This is a genomic window from Streptomyces sp. NBC_01334, from assembly GCF_035983595.1.
GTDB lineage: Bacteria > Actinomycetota > Actinomycetes > Streptomycetales > Streptomycetaceae > Streptomyces > Streptomyces coriariae.
On record NZ_CP130718.1, the window covers coordinates 5996878 to 6020257 of the forward strand.

Below are 23380 nucleotides of genomic sequence, written 5' to 3' on the forward strand. Positions count from 1 at the left end.
ATAGTTCTTTGACTTTAGTCAAAGGTTCCGGCCGCGTCCATGGTCCGTCCAGGCCGGGCGGTCATGATCAGGATACGGTTTGTCACTTTATGTCCATAACTTCAGTGATGCAGCGCACTTTCGGCCAAACATTGCGCATGCAATGAGAGGTTGGGGGCATGTGGACGCCGTCGCCGAGACAGACCCATAGGTGACGCAGGGGGACTGAACAGGAACGGAAGGCGACAGCGATCATGGCCGACAGGACGGAACAGCCGGAACAGCGCGACCACCGGACGATCCACGCGGGCGGAGAGTGGCTGGAAGCCTTCTCCGGCGCGACCCGCGAGATTCTCGACCCCGCGGACGGCCGCCCCTTCGCGGTGGTCGCGGAGGGCGACGAGAAGGACACCGACCTCGCGGTCGCGGCCGCCCGCACCGCCTTCGACGAGGGCGACTGGCCGCGCACCCCCGTCGCCGAACGTGCCGCCCTGCTGCACCGCGTCGCCGATCTTCTCGTGCGCGATCGCGAACGGCTCGGCCTGCTGGAGAGCCGGGACGCGGGCAAGACGCTCGAGGAGGGGCGCGTCGACATCGACTGCGTCGCCGACGCCTTCCGCTACTTCGCCGCACTCGTCGCCGCCGAGTCCCCGGGCCGGGTGGTGGACGCGGGCTCACCCGACGTCCACAGCGTCGTCGTACACGAGCCGGTCGGCGTGTGCGCGCTCATCACCCCGTGGAACTACCCGCTGCTGCAGGCGAGTTGGAAGATCGCTCCGGCGCTCGCCGCGGGCAACACGTTCGTCGTCAAGCCGAGCGAGATCACCCCGATGACGACGATCGCGCTCATCGACCTGCTCCTCGAGGCCGGGCTGCCCGCCGGGGTCGCCGGCATCGTCACCGGACCCGGGCACACGGTCGGCGCCCGGCTCGCCGAGCACCCCGACGTCGACCTCGTCTCCTTCACCGGCGGCCTGGTCAGCGGTACGAAGGTCGCGCAGGCGGCCGCCCCGACCGTCAAGAAGGTCGCCCTCGAACTCGGCGGCAAGAACCCCAACGTGGTCTTCGCCGACGCCTGCGCCACCGACGAGGCCTTCGACACCGCCGTCGACCAGGCCCTCAACGCCGCCTTCATCCACAGCGGCCAGGTCTGCTCGGCGGGCTCCCGGCTCATCGTCGAGGAGTCGGTCCGGGACCGCTTCGTCGCCGAACTCGCCCGCAGGGCCGAGCAGATCCGGCTCGGCCGCGGCACGGAGGACGGCGTCGAGTGCGGTCCGCTCGTCTCCGAGCAGCAGCGCGCCAAGACCGAGGCGTACGTCGCCTCCGCCCTCGCGGAGGGCGCCGTGCTGCGGTCCGGCGGCCGGCGTCCGGAACCCGCCCCGCAGCGGCCGGAGTCCGGCTACTTCTACGAGCCCACCGTTCTCGACCGCTGCCACCGCGAGATGAAGGTCGTGCGGGAGGAGGTCTTCGGACCGGTCCTCACCGTCGAGACCTTCCGCACCGAGGACGAGGCCGTCGCGCTCGCCAACGACACCGAGTACGGCCTCGCGGGCGCCGTCTGGACCGCCGACGCGGGCCGGGCCCGCCGGGTCGCCGGCCGGCTGCGGCACGGCACCGTCTGGATCAACGACTTCCACCCCTATCTGCCGCAGGCGGAGTGGGGAGGCTTCGGAAAGAGCGGAGTGGGCCGCGAACTCGGCCCCGCCGGGCTCGCCGAGTACCGCGAGTCCAAGCACATCTACCAGAACCTCGCGCCGCGCCCCGTCCGCTGGTTCGCCGGCTGACGCCCCGCCCGCCCCGAGCCTGCTCGAAGACTTCGCACGCCCCTGGAGTACCCCCCATGCCAGAGAACGCACATGTCTACGACTATGTCGTCATCGGAGGCGGAACCGCCGGTTCTGTCATCGCCTCCCGGCTGACCGAGAACCCGGACACCACCGTCGCCGTCATCGAGGGCGGCCCCAGCGACGTCGGCCGCGACGACGTCCTCACCCTGCGCCGCTGGATGGGCCTGCTCGGTGGCGAGCTCGACTACGACTACCCGACCACCGAGCAGCCGCGCGGCAACTCCCACATCCGGCACAGCCGCGCCCGCGTCCTCGGCGGGTGCTCCTCCCACAACACGCTCATCGCCTTCAAGCCGCTGCCGTCCGACTTCGACGAGTGGGAGGCGGCCGGCGCCCGGGGATGGGGCGCGGTCCCGATGGAGGCGTACTACGCGCGCCTGCTGAACAACATCGTCCCGGTCGACGAGAAGGACCGGAACGCCATCGCCCGCGACTTCGTCGAGGCCGCTCGGCAGGCCACCGGAGTGCCGCGGGTCGAGGGCTTCAACAGCAAGCCCTTCGACGACGGCGTCGGCTTCTTCGACCTCGCCTACCACCCGGAGACCAACAAGCGGTCGAGCGCCTCGGTGGCCTATCTGCACCCGGTGATGGACGAGCGGCCCAACCTGACGATCCTGCTGGAGAGCTGGGCCCACCGGCTGGAGCTCGACGGCACCCGCGCGGAAGGCGTGCACGTCCGCACGAAGGACGGCGAGGAGATCCTCGTACGGGCCCGCCGTGAGGTCGTGCTGTGCGCGGGCGCCGTCGACTCGCCGCGCCTCCTCCTGCACTCCGGCATCGGCCCGAAGGCCGACCTGGACGCGCTCGGCATACCCGTCGTGCTCGACCTGCCCGGCGTCGGCGAGAACCTCCTCGACCACCCCGAGTCGGTGATCGTCTGGGAGACCCACGGGCCGCTCCCGGAGAACTCCGCGATGGACTCCGACGCCGGTCTCTTCGTGCGCCGCGACCCCGCCCACCAGGGCCCCGACCTGATGTTCCACTTCTACCAGGTCCCCTTCACGGACAACCCGGAACGCCTGGGCTACGAACGCCCGCCGTACGGCGTCTCGATGACCCCCAACATCCCCAAGCCGAAGTCCCGCGGCCGGCTCTACCTGGAGAGCGCGGACCCGTCCGTGAAGCCCGCCCTCGACTTCCGCTACTTCACCGACGAGGACGACTACGACGGCCGCACCCTCGTCGACGGGATCAGGATCGCCCGCGAGATCGCGAAGACCGAGCCGCTGGCCGGCTGGCTCAAGCGCGAGGTGGCGCCGGGCCCGGACATCACGGGCGACGAGGAACTGAGCGAGTACGCCCGCAAGGTCGCACACACCGTCTACCACCCCGCGGGCACCTGCCGCATGGGCGCCGAGGACGACGAACTGGCCGTGGTGGACCCACGGTTGCGGATCCGAGGCCTGGACGGCATCCGCATCGCGGACGCCTCCGTGTTCCCCACCATGACCGCCGTGAACCCCATGATCGGGGTGCTCATGATCGGCGAGAAAGCCGTCGACCTGATCGGAGACGATGCGCGATGACGATCATGCCCGCCACCCGTAAGCCGCCCACCGCGGACACCGGAGCCCCCGTCTTCTCGGTGGACGGCCTCTGGAAGGTCTTCGGACCCAAGTCCGAGAGCGTCCCGGCCGACCCCGAGCTCGCCGCGCTCCCGCCCGCCGAACTCCGCTCCCGCACCGGCTGCACCGCCGCCGTCCGCAACGTCTCCTTCGACGTGCGCAAGGGCGAGGTCTTCGTCGTCATGGGCCTGTCCGGCTCCGGCAAGTCCACCCTGGTGCGCTGTCTGACCCGGCTGATCGAGCCGACGGCCGGCACCATCGTCGTCGACGGCGAGGACGTCCGTGCGATGGACCGCACCCGGCTGCGCGAACTGCGCCGGCACCGCGCCGCGATGGTCTTCCAGCACTTCGGCCTGCTCCCGCACCGCACGGTCCTCGACAACGTGGCCTACGGCCTGGAGATCCAGGGCATGGGCCGCGCCGAGCGACGCGCCCGCGCCAAGGAGGTCGTCGACAAGGTCGGCCTGGACGGCATGGAACAGCGCAGGCCCGCCCAGCTCTCCGGCGGCCAGCAGCAACGCGTCGGCCTGGCCCGCGCGTTGGCCGTCGACCCGGAGGTGCTCCTCTTCGACGAGCCCTTCAGCGCCCTCGACCCGCTCATCCGGCGCGACATGCAGGAGGAGGTCGTCCGGCTGCACCGCGAGGAGGGCCGCACGATGGTCTTCATCACCCACGACCTCAGCGAGGCGCTGAAGCTGGGCGACCGGATCGCCCTGATGCGCGACGGCGAGGTCGTGCAGCTGGGCACGCCCGAGGAGATCGTGGGCTCCCCGGCCGACGACTACGTCCGCGAGTTCGTCCGTGACGTACCGCGCGAGCAGGTCCTGACGGTGCGTACGGCCATGCGGCCCGCGTCCCTGGAGGAGGCGGGCACCGGCCCGGCCGTGTCCCCGGACGCCACGGTGTCCCAGGCCATCGAGGCGGTCGCCCGGGCGGGCGTCCCGGTACGGGTCATGGACTCGGCCCGCTGCCTGGGCGTCGTCGACCACGAGGGACTGCTCGGCGTGGTGGCCGGCACGGGCCCCGCAGCCGTCCCGGCCGGACGGGGGCCCGGATCCGTCGCCGTCGGAACGGAGCCCCGTAAGGAGGCGGTCTGATGGCCACGCTGACCACACCCGCCCCCCGGGTCGCCCTTCCGGGCTTCCTCAAACACCAGGCCGTCCGCAAGCTCCTGATGCTCGCGCTCGCGGCCGCGATCCTCGTCCCCCTGGCCAACGCCCGGTGGTCCAGCGGCACCTGGCCGCACGCGCTCACCGTCGACCTGACCGACCCGCTCACCGGCGCCAGCGACTGGATCGTCGACAACCGCGACAGCAACCCCCTGTTCCTCTACTTCTTCGGCTACCTCAGCAACGGCGTGGTCCTCTCGGTGCGCGCCGTGTACCTGGTGCTGCTCGGCGCGGGCTGGGCCGGGGTCACCGCGGCGGCCGCACTGGTCGCCTGGCGGGTGGCCGGGGTGCGGCTCGCGCTCGGCACGGCGGCCGCCTTCCTGGCCTGCGGCCTGCTCGGCATGTGGGTGCCGACCATGCAGACACTGGCCCTGATGATCGTCGCCGTCCTCGTGTCGGTCGTGGTGGGCGTGGTGCTCGGCCTGGCCGGCGGTCTCTCCGCGCGCCTGGACCGCGGTCTGCGCCCGATCCTCGACACCATGCAGGTACTGCCCGCCTTCGCCTACCTGCTCCCGGTCGTGCTCGTCTTCGGCATCGGCGTCCCGGCGGCCGTCCTGGCCACCGTCGTCTACGCAGCCCCGCCCATGGCCCGGCTCACCGCGCTCGGACTGCGCGGCGCCGACAAGGAGGTCCTGGAAGCGGTGGAGTCGCTGGGCGCGACCGCCCGGCAACGCCTGCTGACCGCCCGGATCCCGCTGGCCCGCAAGGAACTCCTCCTCGGCCTCAACCAGACGATCATGATGGCGCTGGGCATGGCGGTCATCGCGTCGGTGATCGGCGCGGGCGGCCTCGGTGACCGCGTCTACCAGGCACTGGCCTCGGTCGACGTGGGTGCCGCCCTCGCCGCCGGTATCCCGATCGTGCTCCTCGCGGTCGTCCTGGACCGCGTCACGGCCGCCGCGGGCCGTGCCGGCGACGGCGAACCGGGCAGCCACCGGGCCGGCTGGCTCTACGCCGCCGGCGCCGCCGTGGCCGTGGCGCTCGCCGGGCGCGCGGTCGGCCGGCTCGACTGGCCCGACGCCTGGACGGTGAGCATCGCCGCCCCGGTCAACGACGCCGTCGACTGGATGACCGACCACCTCTACTCCGGGGTGCCCGTGATCGGCGGCACCGCCGACTGGGCCGGCCACTTCACCACCTGGGTCCTCGACCCCCTCAGGGCCGGCCTCCAGGGCCTGCCCTGGTGGGCCGTGCTGCTGCTGGTCGCCGCGATCGCCTGGCCGATCGGCACCTGGCGCACCGCGCTGACCGCCGTCCTCGCGCTGGCCGCGACCGGTGTGCTCGGCGTGTGGGAACCGTCCCTGGACACCCTCTCCCAGGTGCTGGCCGCCGTCGCCGTCACCCTCGTCCTCGGCTTCGCGACCGGCATCGCCGCCGCCCGCAGCGACCGCGTCGAACAGGTGCTGCGCCCGGTCCTGGACGTGTTCCAGACGATGCCGCAGTTCGTGTATTTGATCCCGGTCGTCGCCCTGTTCGGCGTCGGCCGCGCCCCCGCCGTCGCGGCGGCCGTCGTCTACGCGCTGCCCGCCGTCGTCCGCATCACCACGCAGGGCCTGCGCCAGGTGGACCCGGCGGCGATGGAGTCCGCGCGGTCCCTCGGCGCGACCGGTGCGCAGCAGCTGCGCCAGGTCCAGCTCCCGCTCGCCCGGCCCGCGCTGCTGCTGGCCGTGAACCAGGGCGTGGTCCTCGTCCTCGCCGTCGTCATCATCGGCGGTCTGGTCGGCGGCGGCGCGCTCGGCTACGACGCCGTGTTCGGGCTCGCCCAGGGCGACCTCGCCACCGGTCTGGTGGCCGGCGCCGCGATCGTCTGCCTCGGCCTGATGCTCGACCGGGTGACCCAGCCGGCCGACCGCCGCGTGAAGAAGGGAGCGTGACATGCGACTTCGTGACCTGCGGCTTCGTACGACTGCCATGACCGCCGGGGCGTCGGCGCTCCTGCTGCTGACCGGCTGCGGCGCCGCCGACATGACCAAGCAGGCGTCGCCCTTCGCCAACGCGCAGGGCGCCAAGACCGTGACCCTCTCGGTCCAGTCCTGGGTGGGCGCGCAGGCCAACGTGGCCGTCGCCCAGTACCTCCTGGAACACAAGCTCGGCTACCGCGTCGACACCGTCCAGGTCGACGAGGTGCCCGCCTGGGACGCGCTCAGCCAGGGCCGGGTCGACGCGATCCTGGAGGACTGGGGCCACCCCGACCAGGAGCAGCGCTACGTCGACGACAAGAAGACGATCGCGCGCGGCGGCGACCTCGGCGTCACCGGGCACATCGGCTGGTTCGTCCCGACGTACTTCGCCAAGCAGCACCCGGACGTCACGAACTGGAAGAACCTGAACAAGTACGCGTCGCAGTTCCGCACCGCCGAGAGCGGCGGCAAGGGCCAGCTCATGGACGGCTCCCCGTCCTACGTCACCAACGACAAGGCCCTGGTGCAGAACCTGAAGCTCGACTACCAGGTCGTCTTCGCCGGTTCCGAGGCCGCCCAGATCACCCAGATGCGGCAGTTCGCCAAGGAGAAGAAGCCCTTCCTCACCTACTGGTACGCCCCGCAGTGGCTCTTCGAGAAGGTCCCGATGACCGAGGTGAAGCTGCCCGCCTACAAGGAGGGCTGCGACGCGGAGCCGGACAAGGTGGCCTGCGGCTACCCGCACACCCCGCTCCAGAAGTACCTCAACGCGGACTTCTCGAAGGACGGCGGCAAGGCGGCCGCCTTCCTGAAGAAGTTCAAGTGGACGACGGAGGACCAGAACGAGGTGTCCCTGATGATCGCGGACCAGAAGCTCACTCCGGAGGCGGCCGCCAAGAAGTGGGTGGACAGCCACGCGTCGACGTGGAAGGCGTGGCTGTCCTGACGGTCACGGCCTCAGCTCGGTGGCGAGATCCCGCAGAAGGACCATCGCCCGCTGCTGGAGTCCCGGTCCGAACGTGACGCGGGTGGCCCCGAGTTCACCGAGTGCGGTGGGCGAGGGGCCCGCGCCGACCTGCGCGAACACGTTCAGCGGCCCCTGCGTCCCGGACCGCAGCAACGGCAGGACGGCCGCCGGGGCGCCGATCGGATAGACGCAGTCGGCGCCCGCCGCCACGTACGCCGCCGCCCGTCCGATGGCGTCGTCCGGGTCCCCGTCGCCGTACGCGAAGGTGTCGACGCGCGCGTTGACGAACAGCCGGTCGCCCGCCGCCCGCCGCACCTCGGCCAGCCACTCGGCGTGCTCGTGCGGGTCCTTGAGGACGCCGTCGACCGAGTCCTCCAGGTTGCAGCCGACCGCACCCGTCTCCAGCAGCCGTTCCACCAGCTCCTTCGGGGGCAGCCCGTACCCGCCCTCCACGTCCGCCGACACCGGCACGTCCACCGCCCGGGCGATCCGGGCGACCGCCGCGAACATCTCGTCGGCCGGGGTCAGCCCGTCCGCGTACCCGAGGGAGGCGGCGATGCCCGCGCTGGGCGTGGCGAGCGCCGGGAACCCGGCCTCGGCGAACACCCGGGCGCCGGCCGCGTCCCAGGGGCCGGGCAGCACGAGAGGGTCGTCCGGCAGCCGGCCGAGGTGCAGCCGACGGAAGCCGTCCACCTTGCTCACGCCGTCCACCTCGCTCATGGCGTGTAACCCCCGGGCGGGATACGGCGGGCGACCATCACCCGGTTCCAGCTGTTGATGGCGGTGATCAGCGCGACGAGGTGGGCGAGCCGCGGGGCGTCGAAGTGCCGGGCCGCCCGCTCGTACACCTCGTCGGGCACGAAGCCTTCCGTCAGGACGGTCACCGCCTCGGTGAGCGCGAGCGCGGCCCGCTCCCGCTCGTCGTAGACGTCCCCCGCCTCCTCCCACGCGCTCAGCAGATCGAGCTGCTTGGCGCTCACCCCGTGCTCGCGGGCGATCGTGAGGTGCATGTCGAGGCAGAACGCGCAGTGGTTGAGCTGCGAGGCGCGGATCACCACGAGCTCGGCGAGCGCGGGGTCGCCGAGACCCTGCTTCGCGGCCGCGCTGAGCGTGGACATGGCCCGGCCGACCTCGCGGTCGAGGAGGTTCGTACGGCTCATGCGTGCTGACCCGGCCGGTAGTGGCCCGGCACCAGGCGGCAGGTCACGCCGAACCGGTTCCACGCGTTGATCACCGTGATCGCGGCGATCAGCTGCGCCAGCTCGGCCTCCTCGAAGTGCTCGGCGGCCCGCTCGTACACCTCGTCGGGCACGAAGCCCTCCGTCAGGACGGTCACCGCCTCCGTCAGGGCCAGCGCCGCCAGCTCCTTCTCGGTGTAGAAGTGCGCCGACTCCTCCCACGCGCTGAGCTGGATGATCCGCTCGACGCTCTCGCCCGCCGCCAGCGCGTCCTTGCTGTGCATGTCGACGCAGAGCGCGCAGTGGTTGATCTGCGAGGCGCGGACCTTCACCAGCTCGACCAGCTTCGGGTCGAGGCCCTTACGGGCGGCGGCGTCGAGCCGGAGCATCGCCTTGAGCACCTCGGGGGCGTGCGCGGACCAGTTCAGCCGGGGGGTGTGCTCGGGAGCGTAGAGAACCTGTTCGTCGGTGGTCGTGGGGTCTGCGTGCGTCGTCATGTCCTCGACCCTAGGAGCGGGGCAGCCCAGGGGTATGGTCCATTTCCATGGCAAGATCCTGGGCCACTTTCGGCGTCGACCTCCATCTGGAACCGACCGGACCGCACCTGCGCCGGGGCCTGACCGACGCCCTGCGCGAGGCCGTCCGCAGCGGCCGGCTGCCCGCCGGCACCAGGCTCCCCTCCTCGCGCTCGCTCGCCGCCGACCTGGGCATCGCCCGCAACACGGTCGCCGACGCCTACGCCGACCTCGTCGCCGAGGGCTGGCTCACCGCCCGCCAGGGCTCGGGCACGCGGGTGGCCGAGCGTCGGGTCGTGCCGCCGTCGGGCGGGGCGCCCCCTCGCCCCGAGCGCCGCCGGCCCGCCTACGACCTGCGCCCCGGCACCCCCGACCTCGGGTCCTTCCCGCGCGCCGAGTGGCTCAGGGCGGCCCGCCGCGCCCTCACCGCCGCCCCCTCCGACGCCCTCGGCTACGGCGATCCCCGCGGCCGGGTCGAACTGCGCACCGCCCTCGCCGGCTACCTCGCCCGTGCCCGCGGCGTGCGCGCCGACCCCGAACGCATCGTGGTGTGCGCCGGGTTCGCGCACGGCCTGAGACTGCTCAGCACCGTCCTGCGGGCGCGCGGGGTGCGCACGATCGCCGTCGACTCGTACGGCCTGGACGAGCACTGGAGGCTGCTGGCGGCGGCCGGGCTGGCCATGACCGCGCTGCCCGTCGACGAACGCGGCACGGACACGGGGCTGTTGACGGACCCAGGGCCGTCGAAGGGCGCAGGGGCGGTCCTGCTCACCCCCGCCCACCAGTTCCCGATGGGCGTGCCGCTGCACCACGACCGGCGGGCGGCCGTCGTGGACTGGGCGCGGCACACCGGCGGGCTGGTCCTGGAGGACGACTACGACGGCGAGTTCCGCTACGACCGCCAGCCCGTCGGTGCCCTCCAGGGCCTGGACCCCGACCACGTGGTGTACCTGGGCACCGCGAGCAAGTCACTGGCTCCCGGCCTGCGCCTGGGCTGGATGGCGCTGCCGCCGGACGTCACGGAGGAGGTGCTGGCGGCCAAGGGCGGGGTGGACACCTCGGGCGTGCTGGACCAGTTGACGCTGGCGGAGTTCATCACGTCGGGCGCGTACGACCGTCATGTCCGGGCGGCGCGCACCCGCTACCGCCGACGCCGTGACGCGCTGGTCGCGGCCCTGGCCGCGCACGCCCCCGCGATCCGCGTCACCGGTATCGCGGCGGGCCTGCACGCCGTGCTGCGGCTGCCGCCCGGCGCGGAGGAGGCGGTCGTGCGGGCGGCGGCCTACCAGGGCCTCGCGGTCGACGGCCTCACCCCCCGCCACCGCCACCCCGACGCGGTCACCGAGCCCCTCGACGCCCTGGTCGTCGGTTACGGGACCCCGCCGGACCACGCCTGGTCCGGCGCGCTGGACGCGTTGTGCGCGGCGCTTCCTTTCGGTGAGAACGGCTCGGGAATTCCTTTTCCCGGATAGATTTCCCGGATACAGTCTCCCCATGACGAACAACAATTCCGTGTCCCGCGTGGCCCTCAAGAAAATAACCCCCGATGTTTCCGCCGCGATGGGATCCCTGCACGGCGCCGCCGTTTCCGCCGCCCAGGACGCCAAGGTCGAACCCGAGATCCTGGAACTGGTCAGGATCCGCGCCTCACAGCTCAACGGCTGCGCGTTCTGCCTCGACATGCACACCAGGGACGCCCGCGCCCAGGGCGAGGCCGAGCAGCGGATCTACGCGCTGAACGCCTGGCGGGAGACCCCCTTCTTCAGCGTCCGGGAGCGCGCCGCACTGGCGTTGACCGAGGCGGTGACCCTGGTGCACGACGGGCAGGTGCCGGACGCGGTGTACGCCGAGGCCGCCGAGGTCTTCGACGAGGCCCAGGTGGCGGCGCTGATCTGGGCGGCCACGGTCATCAACGCGTACAACCGGATCGCCATTGCGACGCGTATGGTGCCGGGGGCCTACCAGCCGGCCAAGAAATAATTCCGGGCACCATCCGGGAAAAGCATTTCCGGGCCATGCGGAATCGGGGCATCTGCGGTATTCGCCGATGCCCGTCCTTTTGTTTCTTCGCTCGGTTCTCTATTGATCCGGAAGCGGCTCCGGCAGTCCCTCCAGCCATTCCCGCCATTCCGGCGCCCGTACCGCGGGCCCGGCTGTCATCGGCTCACCGATCCAGCTCGTCACCGGTCGCAGCCCGTGCAGCGCGTTCACTGTCCACACCTCCCGGCCGTCCAGCTCGGCGAGGGTCCGCTCGCGGTGGGCGACGGTGATCCCGGACCGTACGGCCCGCTCCCGGACGAGTCCCACGGTCACTCCGGGCAGGACGGGCAGCCGGGGCGGCGGCAGGCACAGGGTGTCGTCCTCCCACCACAGCACGCTCGCGGTGGCCGACTCCAGCACCACCCCGGACGGACCGACCAGCACCCCTTCCTGCGCCCCTTCGTCGATCGCCCGCCCCCGCACCCGGGCCAGGACGTCCAGGTCCGGGCCCTTGCGGAGGGGAGCGGTCCGCCGGTCCGGCTGGCCGACGGACCAGAGGCGCACCTCCGTGCCGAGCGGCGGGGCGGGCCGCAGCCGCAGTCTCAACTCCCGGGAACCGGCTGAACCGGCCGTGAGTTCCACCCGCGGGAACCAGTCGCCGGTGCGCGGCAGCGCCGCGGTCACGTCCTGCCAGAACTCGACGAGCCGGCGCGGCCCCGGGCCGCCGCACTCCGCGCAGGCCCGCAGAAACCGCTCCCGGTGCCGGCCGTACCCGCGCACCCGGCCCTCGCGGACCAGCCACGAGTCCGCGACGAGCAGCGGCCCGTCCGTCACGGATTCCGCGGCGACGGTCAGCCCGCGGCCGGGCGTCCACGTCGACAGCCCCTCACCGACGGTCAGTCGTGCACCCACTCGGTCCTCCTCAGTACTTCCCGCCCGCCACCGCCGGCGCCCCGCCCCGGGGTCCGTACGGCGCGTGCTCCAGCCATGAGCCGCACGAGGGCAGCACGGGCGCGAGGGCCGCCGCCGCGCGCTGTCTGAGCCGCACGGTCCGACGCCGTGGCCGCAGATGTTCCAGGGCCAGTCCGGCGGCCTCGCTGTTGAACAGCCCCGCGGCCCGCCGTACCTCCGCGAACGCGGCCGCCGCCTCCGGCGTCCCGGCGGCCACGGCCTGCGCGGCCGCCGCCGCGTCGGCGATCCCGCTGTTCATGCCACGCGCGCCGAACGGCGGGAAGAGATGCGCGGCCTCGCCGACGAGCAGCACCCGCCCGTGCGGGTCCGTGAAGGAGGCCGCGACCTTGCGCAGGAAGCGGTACGTGGACACCCACAGGATCCGGTCGGCGTACCCGTCGCCCACCACCCCGGGCAGCCACTCCCGCACGGCGTCCTCGGTGCCGAAGGCCTCCTCCGGGTCGTCGTCGCGGCACTGGAGGTCCACCTGGAAGCCGCCGGTGAACGGCACCCGCATCACACTGCGGCCCCCGACGCCCGGATGCTCGTAATGGAAGACCCGCTCCAGCGGCAGCTCGGCGCCCGGCACGTCCGCCACGTCGACGACGACATGGAAGCCCTCGCCGCGCACGCCCTCCAGGAGGATGCCCAGCCCGCCCCGGACGGCCGAGCGGGCCCCGTCGGCGGCGACGACGTACCCCGCGCCCCACTCCCGTCCGTCCTCGCCGACGAGCGTGACACCCGACCCGGAGGTGCGGACGTCCTCGATCCGCGCGTCCCAGACGAAGTCCACCCCGGCCCGCTCGCACGCGGCACGCAGGAAGCGCTCGGTGTCGAGCTGGCGCAGGCTCGTGAAGGGCGGCAGCCCGGACGGGGGCGGGAAGGTGCGCGCGTACACCTCGCGGCCCCGGTAGAGGGTGCGCCGGGTGTGCCACGTCCGGCCGTACGCCGTGATCTCGGCGGCCAGGCCCGGGGACATCCCGTCGAGCAGCCGCAGGGTCTCCCGGTGCACGAACAGGGCCCGGCTGCCCGGCCGTTCACGGCCGGCGGGGTCCGCCTCCAGGAGCACGACCGGCAGCCCGTGCCCGCGCAGGGCCAGCGCGGCCGAGAGACCGACCGGACCCGCGCCCACCACGATCACGGGATTCACGCGCGCACGCTCGCCGGGGTCTGTGTCAGCTGCGTCAGCATCCGGGTGATCTCCACCCGCTTCACCTTCCAGGTCGCCGTCATCGGCAGCTCCTCGAACCGCCACTGGCGCGGCTCGGCCATCGCGGGCAGATCGGCGGTCGCCTCCCGCCAGCGCTCCGGGTCGAGCGGCTGTTCGCCCCGCACGCACACCACCGGCACCGGCTCACGGTCCGCGCCGGCCACGATCACCACCTCGCGGAGTTCCTCCAGCCGCTCCATCAGCGCGTCCTCGACCGCCAGATTGCTGTGCACGGCGTCGATCCGGTCGACCTCCCGGTCGATCAGATGCAGCGCGCCCAGGCGGCTCATGTACCCCATGTCGCCCATCTGCCACCAGCCGCCGTCGAGTTGACGCTCGTACTGCGCCCGCGCGCCGAGGTAGGTGAGGATGCGGCCCCTGGTGCGGGCCTCGATCCGCCCGGCAGTGCCGGGCGCGACCGGCCTGCCGTCGGGGTCCGCGATCCGGACCCGGGTGAAGCCGGGGATCCCGATCCCCACCCGCCGCCCGTCCGCCCGTTCCGCGCTGCGCCGGGTGAACCACTGGAACGCCACGGGCCCGGTCTCGCTCTGCCCGTACAGCTGGATCAGCCACGGCGCCCGCCGACGCGAGGCGCCCAGCAGCCGTCGTACGGTGCGCGGATGGATCGCGTCGAAGGTGGAGCCGTACGACTTCACCCGGGACAGCGGAGCTCCGGGCGCGTCGGCCAACTCCTCCCACAGCACGAAGGTGTTGGGGTGGGTCTCGACGATGCCGGGGCGGTGCCGGGCCAGCAGCGGTCCCACGCTCGCCGGCTCCGGGTCGGTGATCAGCACCAGCGGGCTGCCGAAGTGCAGCAGGACGCCGAGCAGGTGATAGAAGCGCGAGTGCACGAACGACATGTGCAGCGCGGCGGTCTCGCCCCGGGTGGGCCAGCCCATCGCCTTCTGCGGCACCAGCCGGTTCCACATGGTGTTCGGGCAGTGCACGGCCAGCTTGGGGACCCCGGTCGTGCCCGAGCTGTGGGTGATCAGGGCGGGCTCACGCGGGTGCAGCCGTACGGGAGCGGGCGGCTCGGCGCCGGCGTACTTCGCCAGGGGCTCGGCGCCGGGCGCGTCGTCGACGGAGAGGGTCCGGCGCACCTGCGAGGCGAGGCCGGCGTCCTTCAGTGGCCCCTCCAGCTTGGCCCGGTCGGTGATCAGCCAGGGCTGCCGCAGCCGTTCGAGCAGCTGCCCGACGACCGGACCGGCCAGACCGGGGGAGAGGAGCACGGGGACCGCGCCGATACGGGAGACCGCGCAGGTCAGCAGCACGATGTCGACGTTGTCCGTCTTGTGGACGACCACCTGTTCCGAGGGCCGTACCCCGGCCGCCCACAGCCGGCCCGACAACTCCTCGACCACGTCGGCCAGCTTCCGGTAGTCGAGGTCGACCCCGAGGGAGGGGTGGGTGTCCAGCGGCCGGTCCAACGTGACGAAGACGGCTCCGTGCCGGTCGGCAGCCCGCCGGAACAACGGACCCAGGTAGAACCCGCGATCGGCGAGCAGGGGTTGCTGCGACATGTGGCTGTTCCTCTCGGACACGGACGGGGACACAGGCGGGGACATGGACGGGGATGCGGACGCGGTCACCACGCCCCCTGGCGCACCAGGTGCCGACGGAGCTTGCCGGTGGGAGTACGGGGCAGCGACGCGACGAAGCTGACACCCCGCGGCACCTTGAACGCGGCGAGCCGCTCCCGCGCGAGTGCGACGAGCTCGGCCTCCAGCCGCGCGAGCCCGGTGGGACCGGTGGGTCCGGCGGGACCGGTGGGTCCGGCGGATCCGAGGGGCCCGGGCGGGCCGGGTGGGGCAGGTGGGTCCGGGGGAGCGGTCGAGGTGGTCGGGGTGACGGGGGTTGTGGGGGCGGTCGGTGTGGTCGGGACGACGAAGGCGCGCAGGCGGGTGCGGCCCTGCCCGTCCGGGACGGCGGCGACCGCGACCTCGCGGACCGCCGGGTGGGTGCGCAGGACGGCCTCCACCTCCAGCGGGGAGACGGTGATCCCGCCGACCATCTCCATGTCGTCGGTGCGGCCCAGGTGCCGGTAGGTGCCGTCCGGCTCGCGGCGTGCCCGGTCGTGGGTGGCCAGCCAGCCGCCGACCAGCGTGCGCCGCGTCTCCTCGGGCCGGTTCAGGTATCCGGGTGTCACCGTCGGTCCGCGCACCCACAGCTCCCCTTCCGTACCGTCCGGCACCGGCCGCCCGGCGCGGTCGCGCAGCTCCACCTCGAAGCCCGGCACGGGACGCCCGACGGTGCCCGGACGGTCGTGGCCGAGACTGTTGGCGCAGAAGGCGTGACCGGCCTCGGTCGAACCGATCTGCTCCAGCACCGGTGCGCCGAGCAGCTCGGTGATCTGTCCGCCGAGCCCGTCCGGCAGGCCCTCGCCGGCCGACACCGCGGCGCGCACCGAGGCGAAACAGGCCGCGTGACCGCTGCCCCGGTCGGCGACCAGCGCCGCGTACGCCGACGGCACGGAGTACAGCAGGCTCACCCGGTGCCGGGCGACGAGTTCGTCGACGGCGGCCGGTGTCGGCCGCCGGTCGACCAGGACGGCACTGGAGCCGGAGAAGAGCGGGAAGACGAAGGCGTTGCCGAAGCCGTACGCGAAGTACAGCTTCGACACCGACAGCGTGACGTCCTCCTCGGTGATCCCGAGCAGCCGCCGGCCGATGAGGGCGTGGTACGCCCCCGGATCGCCGTGGGTGTGCACGACCCCCTTCGGGCGGCCCGTGGTGCCGGAGGTGTACTGCACGTACAGCGGCGTCCGCGCGTCCACCGGGTGGGCGGCGGTCGGCTCGGCGGCGGGGGCGAGCGCGAGGAACTGGTCGGCGCCGAGGCACGCCCGGTCCGGGAAACGGTCCTCGAGACCCGGCCCGGTCACACACAGCACGGCGTCGACGTCCGCGGCCATGAACGTGTGCTCGGGCGCGGGCAGTTCGGGATTGACCAGGACGGCCACGGCCCCGAGCCGGGCGACGCCGAGGAAGGCCGCGACCCATGCGATCCCGTCGGGCAGTGCCAGCAGCACCCGGTTCCCGGCCCGCACCCCGAGCTCGGCGAGCACCCCGGCCGCCCGCGCCCCCAGCTCGTGCACCTCACCGTGGGTCCACACCTGGTGCCCCTGATGAAACGCGGCCCGCCCACCCCACCCACTCCGCTCGGCGAGCGCGGCAAGCTCCGCGGCGAGATTCCCGACCCCGACTCCCACCCCCTGCTCACGGGAGCCACCCGAGCGACTGGAGCCATGGGGACCATCGGCCGGCCAGGTCGCGGGCTGTGAGGTCGTCGTCGACCGCGGGGGCGTCATCGGGTGGCCCCCTTCGCACCGGCCGGGCCGGGGGTGGTGCCCCGGGAGCGGCCCGCGCCCGCCCGTGCCGCGGCCGGCTCCGGCTCCCCGGGCGCCCGGGTGAGCGCCGCGCCGTGCTCCCGCAGGGCCCGCATCTGCGCGGCCGTCTTCAGCAGCATCTCGTCGTACTCCGCCGCCGGATCGGAGTCCAGGACGATCGCGCCCCCGGCCCCCATCCGCATCAGACCGTCGGCCAGGACGGCCGTGCGGATGACGATGTTGAGGTCCGCGCCGCCGCTGCACCCCAGATAGCCGAGGGCACCCGCGTACACACCGCGCGCCTCGGTCTCGAGACCGTCGATGATCTCCAGGGTGCGCTGCTTCGGCGCCCCGGTCATCGAACCGCCGGGGAAGCAGGCGCGCACACAGTCCACCGCGTCGGTGCCCTCGCGCAGCCGGCCCTCGACGGTGGAGACGAGCTGGTGCACGGTGGCGTACGTCTCGGTGGCCATGAGCCGGGAGACCCGCACGGTCCCGGTCCGGCTGACCCGCCCCAGGTCGTTGCGGAGCAGGTCGACGATCATCAGGTTCTCGGCACGGGTCTTGGCGTCCGCCGCCAGCGCGTCCCTGAGCCGGGCGTCCTCCAGCGGACCGGCACCGCGCGGCGCCGTCCCCTTGATGGGCTTGGCCTCGGCGACACCGTCCCGGGTGATCCGCAGGAACCGTTCGGGCGAGGAGCCGACCACGTCGAGGTCGCCGAATCTCAGGAAGGCCGCGTACGGCGCGGGGTTGACCCGGCGCAGCACCCGGTAGAAGCCGTACGCGTCGTCCGGAGCGGGTAACACCGCGGCGTCGGTCAGGCAGATCTCGTAACTGGTGCCCTCGGCGAGTTCGCGCCGGCAGGCGGCGATGTCCGCGAGATATGTCTCCCGGTCCCGCACCAGCCACGGCTCGACGTCACCGACCCCGTGATCGCCGACGCCGAGTCCGCCGCCCGCCCCGCCGTCCCCGCGCCCGACCCCGTGTCCGACCACGAGTCCGCCTCCGGCCGCGCGGAGCCGGGCCCGGACTTCGGTCCCGCCGGTGCCGAGCCCGGCTCCCGCCGATCCGGGTCCGAGCCCGCCGACCTCACGTGCGGCCGCACCCCGTGTCGTACCCGTCCCGGGCGTCCCGTCCGTCCCGGGCGGCGTCGGCCGTGGCCGCCGGTCCGGTTCGACGGGCAGGGAGGTGAGCCGGGCCAGCATGGTCTCGAGCCAGTCGGTGGCCTCGCCGGCCGCCTGGGGGGTGTCCTCCGCCAGACAGACCGCGTAGGTGAAGCCCTTCTCGTGGTCCACCGCGACCAGCCGGTCGGCGAACAGCCAGCAGGCGTCCGGGGTGGTGGCGCGATGCCGGTTCGGGGAGCCGCAGTCGGCCTTGGTCTCGTAGCCGAAGTAGCCGACATAGCCGCCGGTGAAGTCGAAGGGCAGCCCGGTGGCGTCGACCCGACGGTTCGCCAGCTGCCGCTTGAGATAGTCGAAGACGCTCGCCCGGACCTTGCGCGTGGGCCGTCCCGCCCGCTCGATCTCGCAGTGGCCGGCCTCGACGTCGTAGCGGACGAACTCGGCGAGCGGACCGCTGTCGTCGCCGAAGAACGAGAAGCGGGAGAGTCCCCGCTCGACCCGGGAACTGTCCAGCCAGAACGCCCGCGGCGAGTCGGCGTACAGCCGCGTGAAGGCGGCCTCCGCGTCGATCGCCTCGGCGATGCGGCGGGTGTGCAGCCGAAGGGCGGGCCGGTCGGCCCGGCGCGGGCGGGGGACGGTCACCCTGGGGCTCGGCATCGCCGCCGCGGCCGGGGTGACCGCGGTGTTCTTGGTGCGTGGCCTGCGGGCCCGTTCGGCGGTCAGGTTCCGGAAGTTGACGAGCATCCGGTGGCCGTACTCGGTGAGCACCGACTCGGGATGGAACTGCACGCCCCACAGGGGCCGTTCGCGGTGCCGCAGTCCCATCAGGACGCCGTCCTCCGCCCAGGCGGTCGGCTCCAGGGAGTCGGGCAGCGGCTCGCGTACGGACAGCGAGTGGTAGCGGACCGCGGTGAAGTTCTGCGGCAGCCCCTGGAACAGGTCCCGACCGTCGTGGCGGACGGCCGACAGATGCCCGTGCCGCGGCTCCGGGGCGGGTGCCACCCGGCCGCCCTCCCCGTGCGCGATGCCCTGGTGGCCGAGGCAGACCCCGAGCACCGGCACCGGGGACTCGGCGAGCACTCGGGCGCTGATGCCGAAGTCACGCGTCTTCGACGGATGCCCGGGTCCCGGCGACACCACCACGTTGTCGAAGGCGGAGATATAGGGAACGGCGTCCGCGGGGGCGTCATTGAGGATCACCACCGGCTCCTCGCCGTTGACCTCGGCGATCAGCTGGAACAGGTTGTACGTGTACGAGTCGTAATTGTCGATGAGCAGGGTCTTCACCCGCCCACCTCCTTGGGGTCGTTCTCTGGTGCTATGCGGTCCGTCGTTTGTGCCGTCCGCGAAGCGCCTGGAGCGGTGGATACAGCCATTTCTTGAAGAAACGCTGAAGGCGAGGCATAAGAATCCAGGTGACCAGCGCCGTCACGCACAGGCAGAGCAGCAGTGTGCGAATGAACGGATTGAGATCACCGAGATAGGGAAGCACGATCAGATTGAAGAGGAGCACTGGCGGGAAAACCGCGCTCATATTCACGAACCATAACTTCCATTTCGACGGCGGGGCCGGCGCCTTCGGCGCGGGGGTCTGGGCGTCGAACCAGGCCTTGGAGCCGCGCACGCTTCTGCGGTCCGTCTGTCGGGCGATGCCCAGCGCCCGGTCGTCCCACTCGACCCTGACGGCCGAGTCCTCCCAGGCCCGGGCCGTGCCTTCGGTCGCGAAGCGATAGACCACATGCCACTCCGCCTCTCCATCGACAAGTACACCGCCCCCCAGGAAGCCGGGTTGCCGTGCGCTCGCGCCCAGCATGGCCCACCCCCAGGAGTGGAAGTCGGCCTCGCGGCCCGGCACCACGCGATATGCGGCGGTGACGGTGACGGGATTACTGGTCACACCGTCGAGTACGCGGGAGAGAGCGCTTGCGTTCACAGGTTCTTCAAACTTCTACAACTGTCGCCGACTGTCCGAAACGTGGTTTTTGGCCGCCTTTTCGGCGGTCTTGGCTCATTCTGTCGAGCGGTACTGCCGGTAACTTCTCCGGGATTCCTGGAAGCGCTTGCCGGTGCGCCGAGAGAAGTGCACGATCGATTTCCCCCGTCGAAGGAGAACCATGTCCAGGTACGACTGGAATCTGACCCATGAGGGAATCGAAAGGGCTCGTTCCGCAATAGAACCGGTCCGAAAAGAAGTCACCGCCCATCCGATCTACCAGCGGATAAGCAGCCGGGAACACATGGCGGTCTTCATGGCGCACCACGTGTTCGCGGTATGGGATTTCATGTCCCTGCTCAAGTCGCTCCAGCGCGACCTCACCTGCGTCGACGTCCCCTGGGTGCCGCGCGGCTCGGAGGTGAGCCGGCGGCTCATCAACGACATCGTCCTCGTCGAGGAGAGCGACGAGCTGAACGGCGGCTTCACCAGCCACTTCGAGCTGTACCGGGCCGGCATGGCCGAGGCGGACGCGGACACCGCCCGGATCGACACCTTCCTCGCGCTGATCGGCGAGGGTCACGACGTGCCGTCGGCGCTGCGGGTCGCCCAGGCCCCCGCCCCCGCCGCGGAGTTCGTGCGCACGACCTTCCGGATCATCGCCGACCGGCCGCTGCACTGCCGGGCCGCCGCCTTCGCCTTCTCCCGGGAGGACCTCATCCCGGACATGTTCGACCAGGTGATCAAGAAGGAGGGCACCGACCGGTTCCCGCTCTTCTGCGACTACCTGGCCCGCCACATCGAGGTGGACGGCGAGGAGCACACCCCCATGGCCATGCAGATGGTCGCCGACCTGTGCGGGACGGACGACACGCGCTGGCAGGAGGCCGTCGAGACGGCGACCCTCGCGCTGGAGGCGAGGACCCGCCTGTGGGACGGCATCACGGAGGCGATGGCCTGACCGGCGGCTCCGGTGCCGGCTCCGCCGCGGGTGCCGTTTCGGGCGCCTCCCCGAACCGGGCCAGCGCCAGCGCTCCCGCCACGGCGACGGCGAAGCCGAGCACGGCCAGCCAGCCGAGCCCCTCCCGGGTACGGTCACCCAGCCACACCACGCCCACCAGCGCCGGCCCGATCGTCTCCCCGATCACCATCCCGGCCGTGGCGGTCGTCACCGACCCCCGCTGGAGAGCCGTCGTCAGCAGCAGGAACGCGGCACCGCCCCCCAGCAGCAGGGCGTACAGCGCCGGGTCGGTGAGCAGCTCCGACGGGTCGAGCGAGTCGATCAGCCGCACCGCCACCTCCACCACCCCGAACCCGAAACCGGCCCCGAGGCCCAGCACCAGCGCCCGTGCGCGCCCGGCCAGCCGCCGTCCGGCCAGTCCCAGCAGCAGCACCCCGCCCGCCGCGCCGAGCATCACCCACGGCAGCGCCCGCGGTCCGCTCTCCTCGCCCTCCGTCCCCGCCGCCAGACCCAGCATCGCCAGCCCCGCGCACACCACCCCCACCGCCGCCCACTCGGTCCGGCTCAATCGCACCCGCAGCAGCCGGGCCGCGACCACCGCCGTCACCGCCAGGCTCGACGCGAGGGCCGCCCCCACGGCGTAGATCGGCACCGAGCGCAACGCGGCGATCTGGAACAGGAACCCCAGCCCGTCCAGCGCGAGCCCCGCCAGATACCGCCACTCCCGCACCGCCCGCAGCAGCAGCGCCGCGTCCCCGCCGCTCCCGCCCACGGCCGCCCGCGCCGCCATCGCCTGCAACACCGTCGCCGTACCGAAGCAGACCGCCGCGCCGAGGGCGCACACCATTCCGAAGAGCACGAAAGGACTGTAGGGGAACGGCTGGTGGGCGGGCCGCCTTCGGTCGCTCTCGGCACGGTGTCTAGGCTGACGGCCGGAAATCGTCGTAGGGGCGATGCGAAAACGGGGAGACGGAACATGGCGGACGCGCGTCGCAGACTTCGCTCGGGCACGGTCGTACTCGGCGGCATGGGAGTGCTCGCGGCGGCCCTGTCCGCCTGCTCCTCCGACCCCGACAAGCGATGCGTCGACCGCGACAGCTACAACCTCACCAAGGGCTACAAGGTCGTCGCCGACAAGAACTGCAAGTCCACCGGGTCCGGCACGTCCGGCAAGGTCGGCAAGTCCGCCACGGCCTCCGCCGACGCCGCCTGGTACTACGGCGGCGACAAGAAGGGCTCCTGGGTCGACGGCGGCTCCTTCACCAAGCCGGGCAAGGGGTCGAGCGGCTCGACCGGCTCGAGCAGCAGCATCGGAGGCAGCAGCAGTGGTGGCAGCAGTAGCAGTGGCGGCAGCAGCAGTGGCGGCAGCGGAGTCGACCGGAACGGGTTCGGCGGCGACGGCGACAGCGGCAGCGGTGTCGGCAAGGGCAGTTCAGGCGGCTGAGCGTCCGAGCGGCTGAACAGGACACCGGCACCGTGCGACGTCACAGCATCGAACCCCGACCCGACTGGCAGCGGACCGTCGAGGACCAGGGTCTCGTCTACCCCCTCACCCGCCACCCCGACGGCCGACTGCGCCCCTACTGGGACGAGAGCGCCTACTACGTCTTCACCCTCGACGAGGTCGAGGCGCTGGAGGAGACCGTCGAGGAACTGCACACCATGTGCCTGGCGGCCGCCGCCCACCTCGTCGAGACCGACCGCCTCGCCGACCTCGGCATCACCGACCCGCGGATCGCGGCGGCGGTCGTCGAGGCCTGGCACCGGCGTGCCGAACTCCCGTCCGTCTACGGCCGTTTCGACCTCCGCTACGACGGCACCGGCCCGGCGAAGCTTCTGGAGTACAACGCCGACACGCCCACCTCGCTCGTGGAGGCGGCCTCTCCCCAGTGGTTCTGGATGGAGGAACGATTCCCCGGCGCCGACCAGTGGAACTCCCTCCACGAACGCCTGGTCGCCGCCTGGAAGAAGCAGGCCCCCCTGCTCCCGCCCGGCAGCCCGCTCTACTTCGCGCACTCCTCGGAGGACGAGCTGGGCGAGGACCTCATGACGGTCGCCTACCTCAAGGAGACCGCCGAGCAGGCCGGCCTGGACACCGACTGGATCTCCATGGAGGAGATCGGCTGGGACCCGCTGTCCGGCCGCTTCGTCGACCGTCAACTCCGCTTCATCCGCAGCTGCTTCAAGCTCTACCCCTGGGAGTGGCTGACCACCGACCGCTTCGCGGGCCATGTCCTCGACACCCTCGACAACGGCGGCGGCACCGGCACCACCCTGTGGATCGAACCGGCCTGGAAGATGCTCCTCAGCAACAAGGCCCTGCTGGCCGTTCTGTGGGAGCTGTACCCCGGACACCCCAACCTCCTCCCCGCCTACCTCGACGGCCCCCGCGAACTGGCGGCCACCACCGGCTATGTCGCCAAGCCGCTGCTGGGCCGCGAGGGCGCCGGCGTCACCCTGCACGCACCGGGCGGCGATCCCGCCCCGCGCACCGACGAGGCCTGCTGCTACCAGCAGTTGGCGCCCCTCCCCACGTTCGACGGCAACCACGTCGTCCTCGGCGCGTGGACGGTGGAGGGCGAGTCGGCCGGCCTCGGCATCCGTGAGTCCTCGGGCCTGATCACGGACGAGTACGCCCGCTTCCTGCCCCACGTGATCCTCCAGGCCCCGTGACCCCGGTCCGACGGCTGCTCCAGAGCGACCGGAGGCACGGTCCCGCGCGGGTCCGACGTCGCTCGCATGGTGGACGCCGGACCTTGGGATTCGGGCGTGACCGGTAGG

General features: G+C 72.4%; 20 protein-coding genes. 10 read left to right on the plus strand and 10 right to left on the minus strand.

Features of this window, described 5'->3' with window-relative positions:
• The first annotated feature begins 233 nt into the window (after window positions 1–233).
• The 5 genes from OG736_RS27015 to OG736_RS27035 are packed head-to-tail and all read left to right on the plus strand — an operon-like array spanning window position 234 to window position 7407.
• Window positions 234–1763, plus strand: a complete 1530-nt coding sequence (locus OG736_RS27015) for an aldehyde dehydrogenase family protein (RefSeq protein WP_327184702.1) — start codon at window positions 234–236, stop codon at window positions 1761–1763.
• A 56-nt stretch (window positions 1764–1819) separates the two neighbouring features.
• The gene (locus OG736_RS27020; protein WP_327184703.1) at window positions 1820–3352 is read left to right on the plus strand and encodes a GMC family oxidoreductase; all 1533 of its coding nucleotides are present in this window, start codon (window positions 1820–1822) and stop codon (window positions 3350–3352) included.
• A 5-nt stretch (window positions 3353–3357) separates the two neighbouring features.
• Window positions 3358–4488: a quaternary amine ABC transporter ATP-binding protein gene (locus OG736_RS27025; protein WP_442817193.1), complete on the plus strand. Its 1131-nt coding sequence runs from the start codon at window positions 3358–3360 to the stop codon at window positions 4486–4488.
• The gene (locus OG736_RS27030; protein WP_327184705.1) at window positions 4488–6434 is read left to right on the plus strand and encodes an ABC transporter permease; all 1947 of its coding nucleotides are present in this window, start codon (window positions 4488–4490) and stop codon (window positions 6432–6434) included. Before OG736_RS27025 ends, OG736_RS27030 begins: the two co-directional genes overlap by 1 nt.
• A 1-nt stretch (window position 6435) precedes the next feature.
• Complete coding sequence (locus tag OG736_RS27035) at window positions 6436–7407, plus strand: ABC transporter substrate-binding protein (RefSeq protein ID WP_327184706.1); 972 nt, start codon at window positions 6436–6438, stop codon at window positions 7405–7407.
• A 3-nt stretch (window positions 7408–7410) separates the two neighbouring features.
• On the opposite strand, the gene OG736_RS27040 is transcribed toward OG736_RS27035, so the two are convergent.
• Genes OG736_RS27040 through OG736_RS27050 form a run of 3 tightly spaced genes read right to left on the minus strand, consistent with a single transcriptional unit; the run spans window position 7411 to window position 9103 of the window.
• Window positions 7411–8148 (minus strand): isocitrate lyase/PEP mutase family protein, encoded by a 738-nt coding sequence (locus OG736_RS27040; RefSeq protein WP_327184707.1) that lies wholly within the window; start codon window positions 8146–8148, stop codon window positions 7411–7413.
• A complete protein-coding gene (locus OG736_RS27045) occupies window positions 8145–8588 on the minus strand; it encodes a carboxymuconolactone decarboxylase family protein (RefSeq protein ID WP_327184708.1) in 444 nt (147 codons plus the stop codon). Before OG736_RS27045 ends, OG736_RS27040 begins: the two co-directional genes overlap by 4 nt.
• Window positions 8585–9103, minus strand: a complete 519-nt coding sequence (locus tag OG736_RS27050) for a carboxymuconolactone decarboxylase family protein (RefSeq protein WP_327184709.1) — start codon at window positions 9101–9103, stop codon at window positions 8585–8587. The genes OG736_RS27045 and OG736_RS27050 overlap by 4 nt, the downstream gene beginning before the upstream one ends.
• 47 nt (window positions 9104–9150) lie before the next feature.
• Between OG736_RS27050 and pdxR the strand changes: the two genes are divergently transcribed.
• Window positions 9151–10593: a MocR-like pyridoxine biosynthesis transcription factor PdxR gene (gene pdxR / locus OG736_RS27055; RefSeq protein WP_327184710.1), complete on the plus strand. Its 1443-nt coding sequence runs from the start codon at window positions 9151–9153 to the stop codon at window positions 10591–10593.
• A gap of 22 nt (window positions 10594–10615) precedes the next feature.
• A complete protein-coding gene (locus OG736_RS27060; RefSeq protein WP_327184711.1) occupies window positions 10616–11101 on the plus strand; it encodes a carboxymuconolactone decarboxylase family protein in 486 nt (161 codons plus the stop codon).
• Window positions 11102–11200: 99 nt separating this feature from the next.
• Here OG736_RS27060 and OG736_RS27065 read toward each other — a convergent pair whose 3' ends face one another.
• The 6 genes from OG736_RS27065 to OG736_RS27090 all read right to left on the minus strand — a co-directional run bounded on the left by OG736_RS27065 (window position 11201) and on the right by OG736_RS27090 (window position 19602).
• Window positions 11201–12013: an aminotransferase class IV gene (locus OG736_RS27065; protein ID WP_327184712.1), complete on the minus strand. Its 813-nt coding sequence runs from the start codon at window positions 12011–12013 to the stop codon at window positions 11201–11203.
• A gap of 10 nt (window positions 12014–12023) precedes the next feature.
• The gene (locus OG736_RS27070) at window positions 12024–13202 is read right to left on the minus strand and encodes an FAD-dependent oxidoreductase (protein ID WP_327184713.1); all 1179 of its coding nucleotides are present in this window, start codon (window positions 13200–13202) and stop codon (window positions 12024–12026) included.
• On the minus strand, window positions 13199–14782 hold the full coding sequence (locus OG736_RS27075) for a class I adenylate-forming enzyme family protein (RefSeq protein WP_327184714.1): 1584 nt from the start codon (window positions 14780–14782) through the stop codon (window positions 13199–13201). Before OG736_RS27075 ends, OG736_RS27070 begins: the two co-directional genes overlap by 4 nt.
• Window positions 14783–14847: 65 nt before the next feature.
• Window positions 14848–16566 (minus strand): AMP-binding protein, encoded by a 1719-nt coding sequence (locus OG736_RS27080; RefSeq protein WP_327184715.1) that lies wholly within the window; start codon window positions 16564–16566, stop codon window positions 14848–14850.
• Window positions 16563–18992, minus strand: coding sequence for a chorismate-binding protein (locus OG736_RS27085; RefSeq protein WP_327184716.1), 2430 nt, complete (start codon window positions 18990–18992; stop codon window positions 16563–16565). Before OG736_RS27085 ends, OG736_RS27080 begins: the two co-directional genes overlap by 4 nt.
• A 31-nt stretch (window positions 18993–19023) precedes the next feature.
• On the minus strand, window positions 19024–19602 hold the full coding sequence (locus OG736_RS27090; protein ID WP_327184717.1) for a putative antibiotic biosynthesis monooxygenase: 579 nt from the start codon (window positions 19600–19602) through the stop codon (window positions 19024–19026).
• Between the two features lie 217 nt (window positions 19603–19819).
• Here OG736_RS27090 and OG736_RS27095 point away from each other — a divergent pair, with 217 nt between their 5' ends.
• Window positions 19820–20599, plus strand: coding sequence for a DUF3050 domain-containing protein (locus OG736_RS27095; protein WP_327184718.1), 780 nt, complete (start codon window positions 19820–19822; stop codon window positions 20597–20599).
• Here OG736_RS27095 and OG736_RS27100 read toward each other — a convergent pair.
• Window positions 20580–21446, minus strand: a complete 867-nt coding sequence (locus OG736_RS27100; protein WP_327187722.1) for a DMT family transporter — start codon at window positions 21444–21446, stop codon at window positions 20580–20582. The genes OG736_RS27095 and OG736_RS27100 overlap by 20 nt on opposite strands.
• Window positions 21447–21575: 129 nt before the next feature.
• On the opposite strand from OG736_RS27100, the gene OG736_RS27105 reads away from it, so the two are divergent.
• Both OG736_RS27105 and OG736_RS27110 read left to right on the plus strand, forming a co-directional pair.
• On the plus strand, window positions 21576–22043 hold the full coding sequence (locus tag OG736_RS27105) for a hypothetical protein (RefSeq protein WP_327184719.1): 468 nt from the start codon (window positions 21576–21578) through the stop codon (window positions 22041–22043).
• 32 nt (window positions 22044–22075) lie between these two features.
• The gene (locus OG736_RS27110) at window positions 22076–23272 is read left to right on the plus strand and encodes a glutathionylspermidine synthase family protein (RefSeq protein ID WP_327184720.1); all 1197 of its coding nucleotides are present in this window, start codon (window positions 22076–22078) and stop codon (window positions 23270–23272) included.
• Window positions 23273–23380 lie beyond the last annotated feature (108 nt).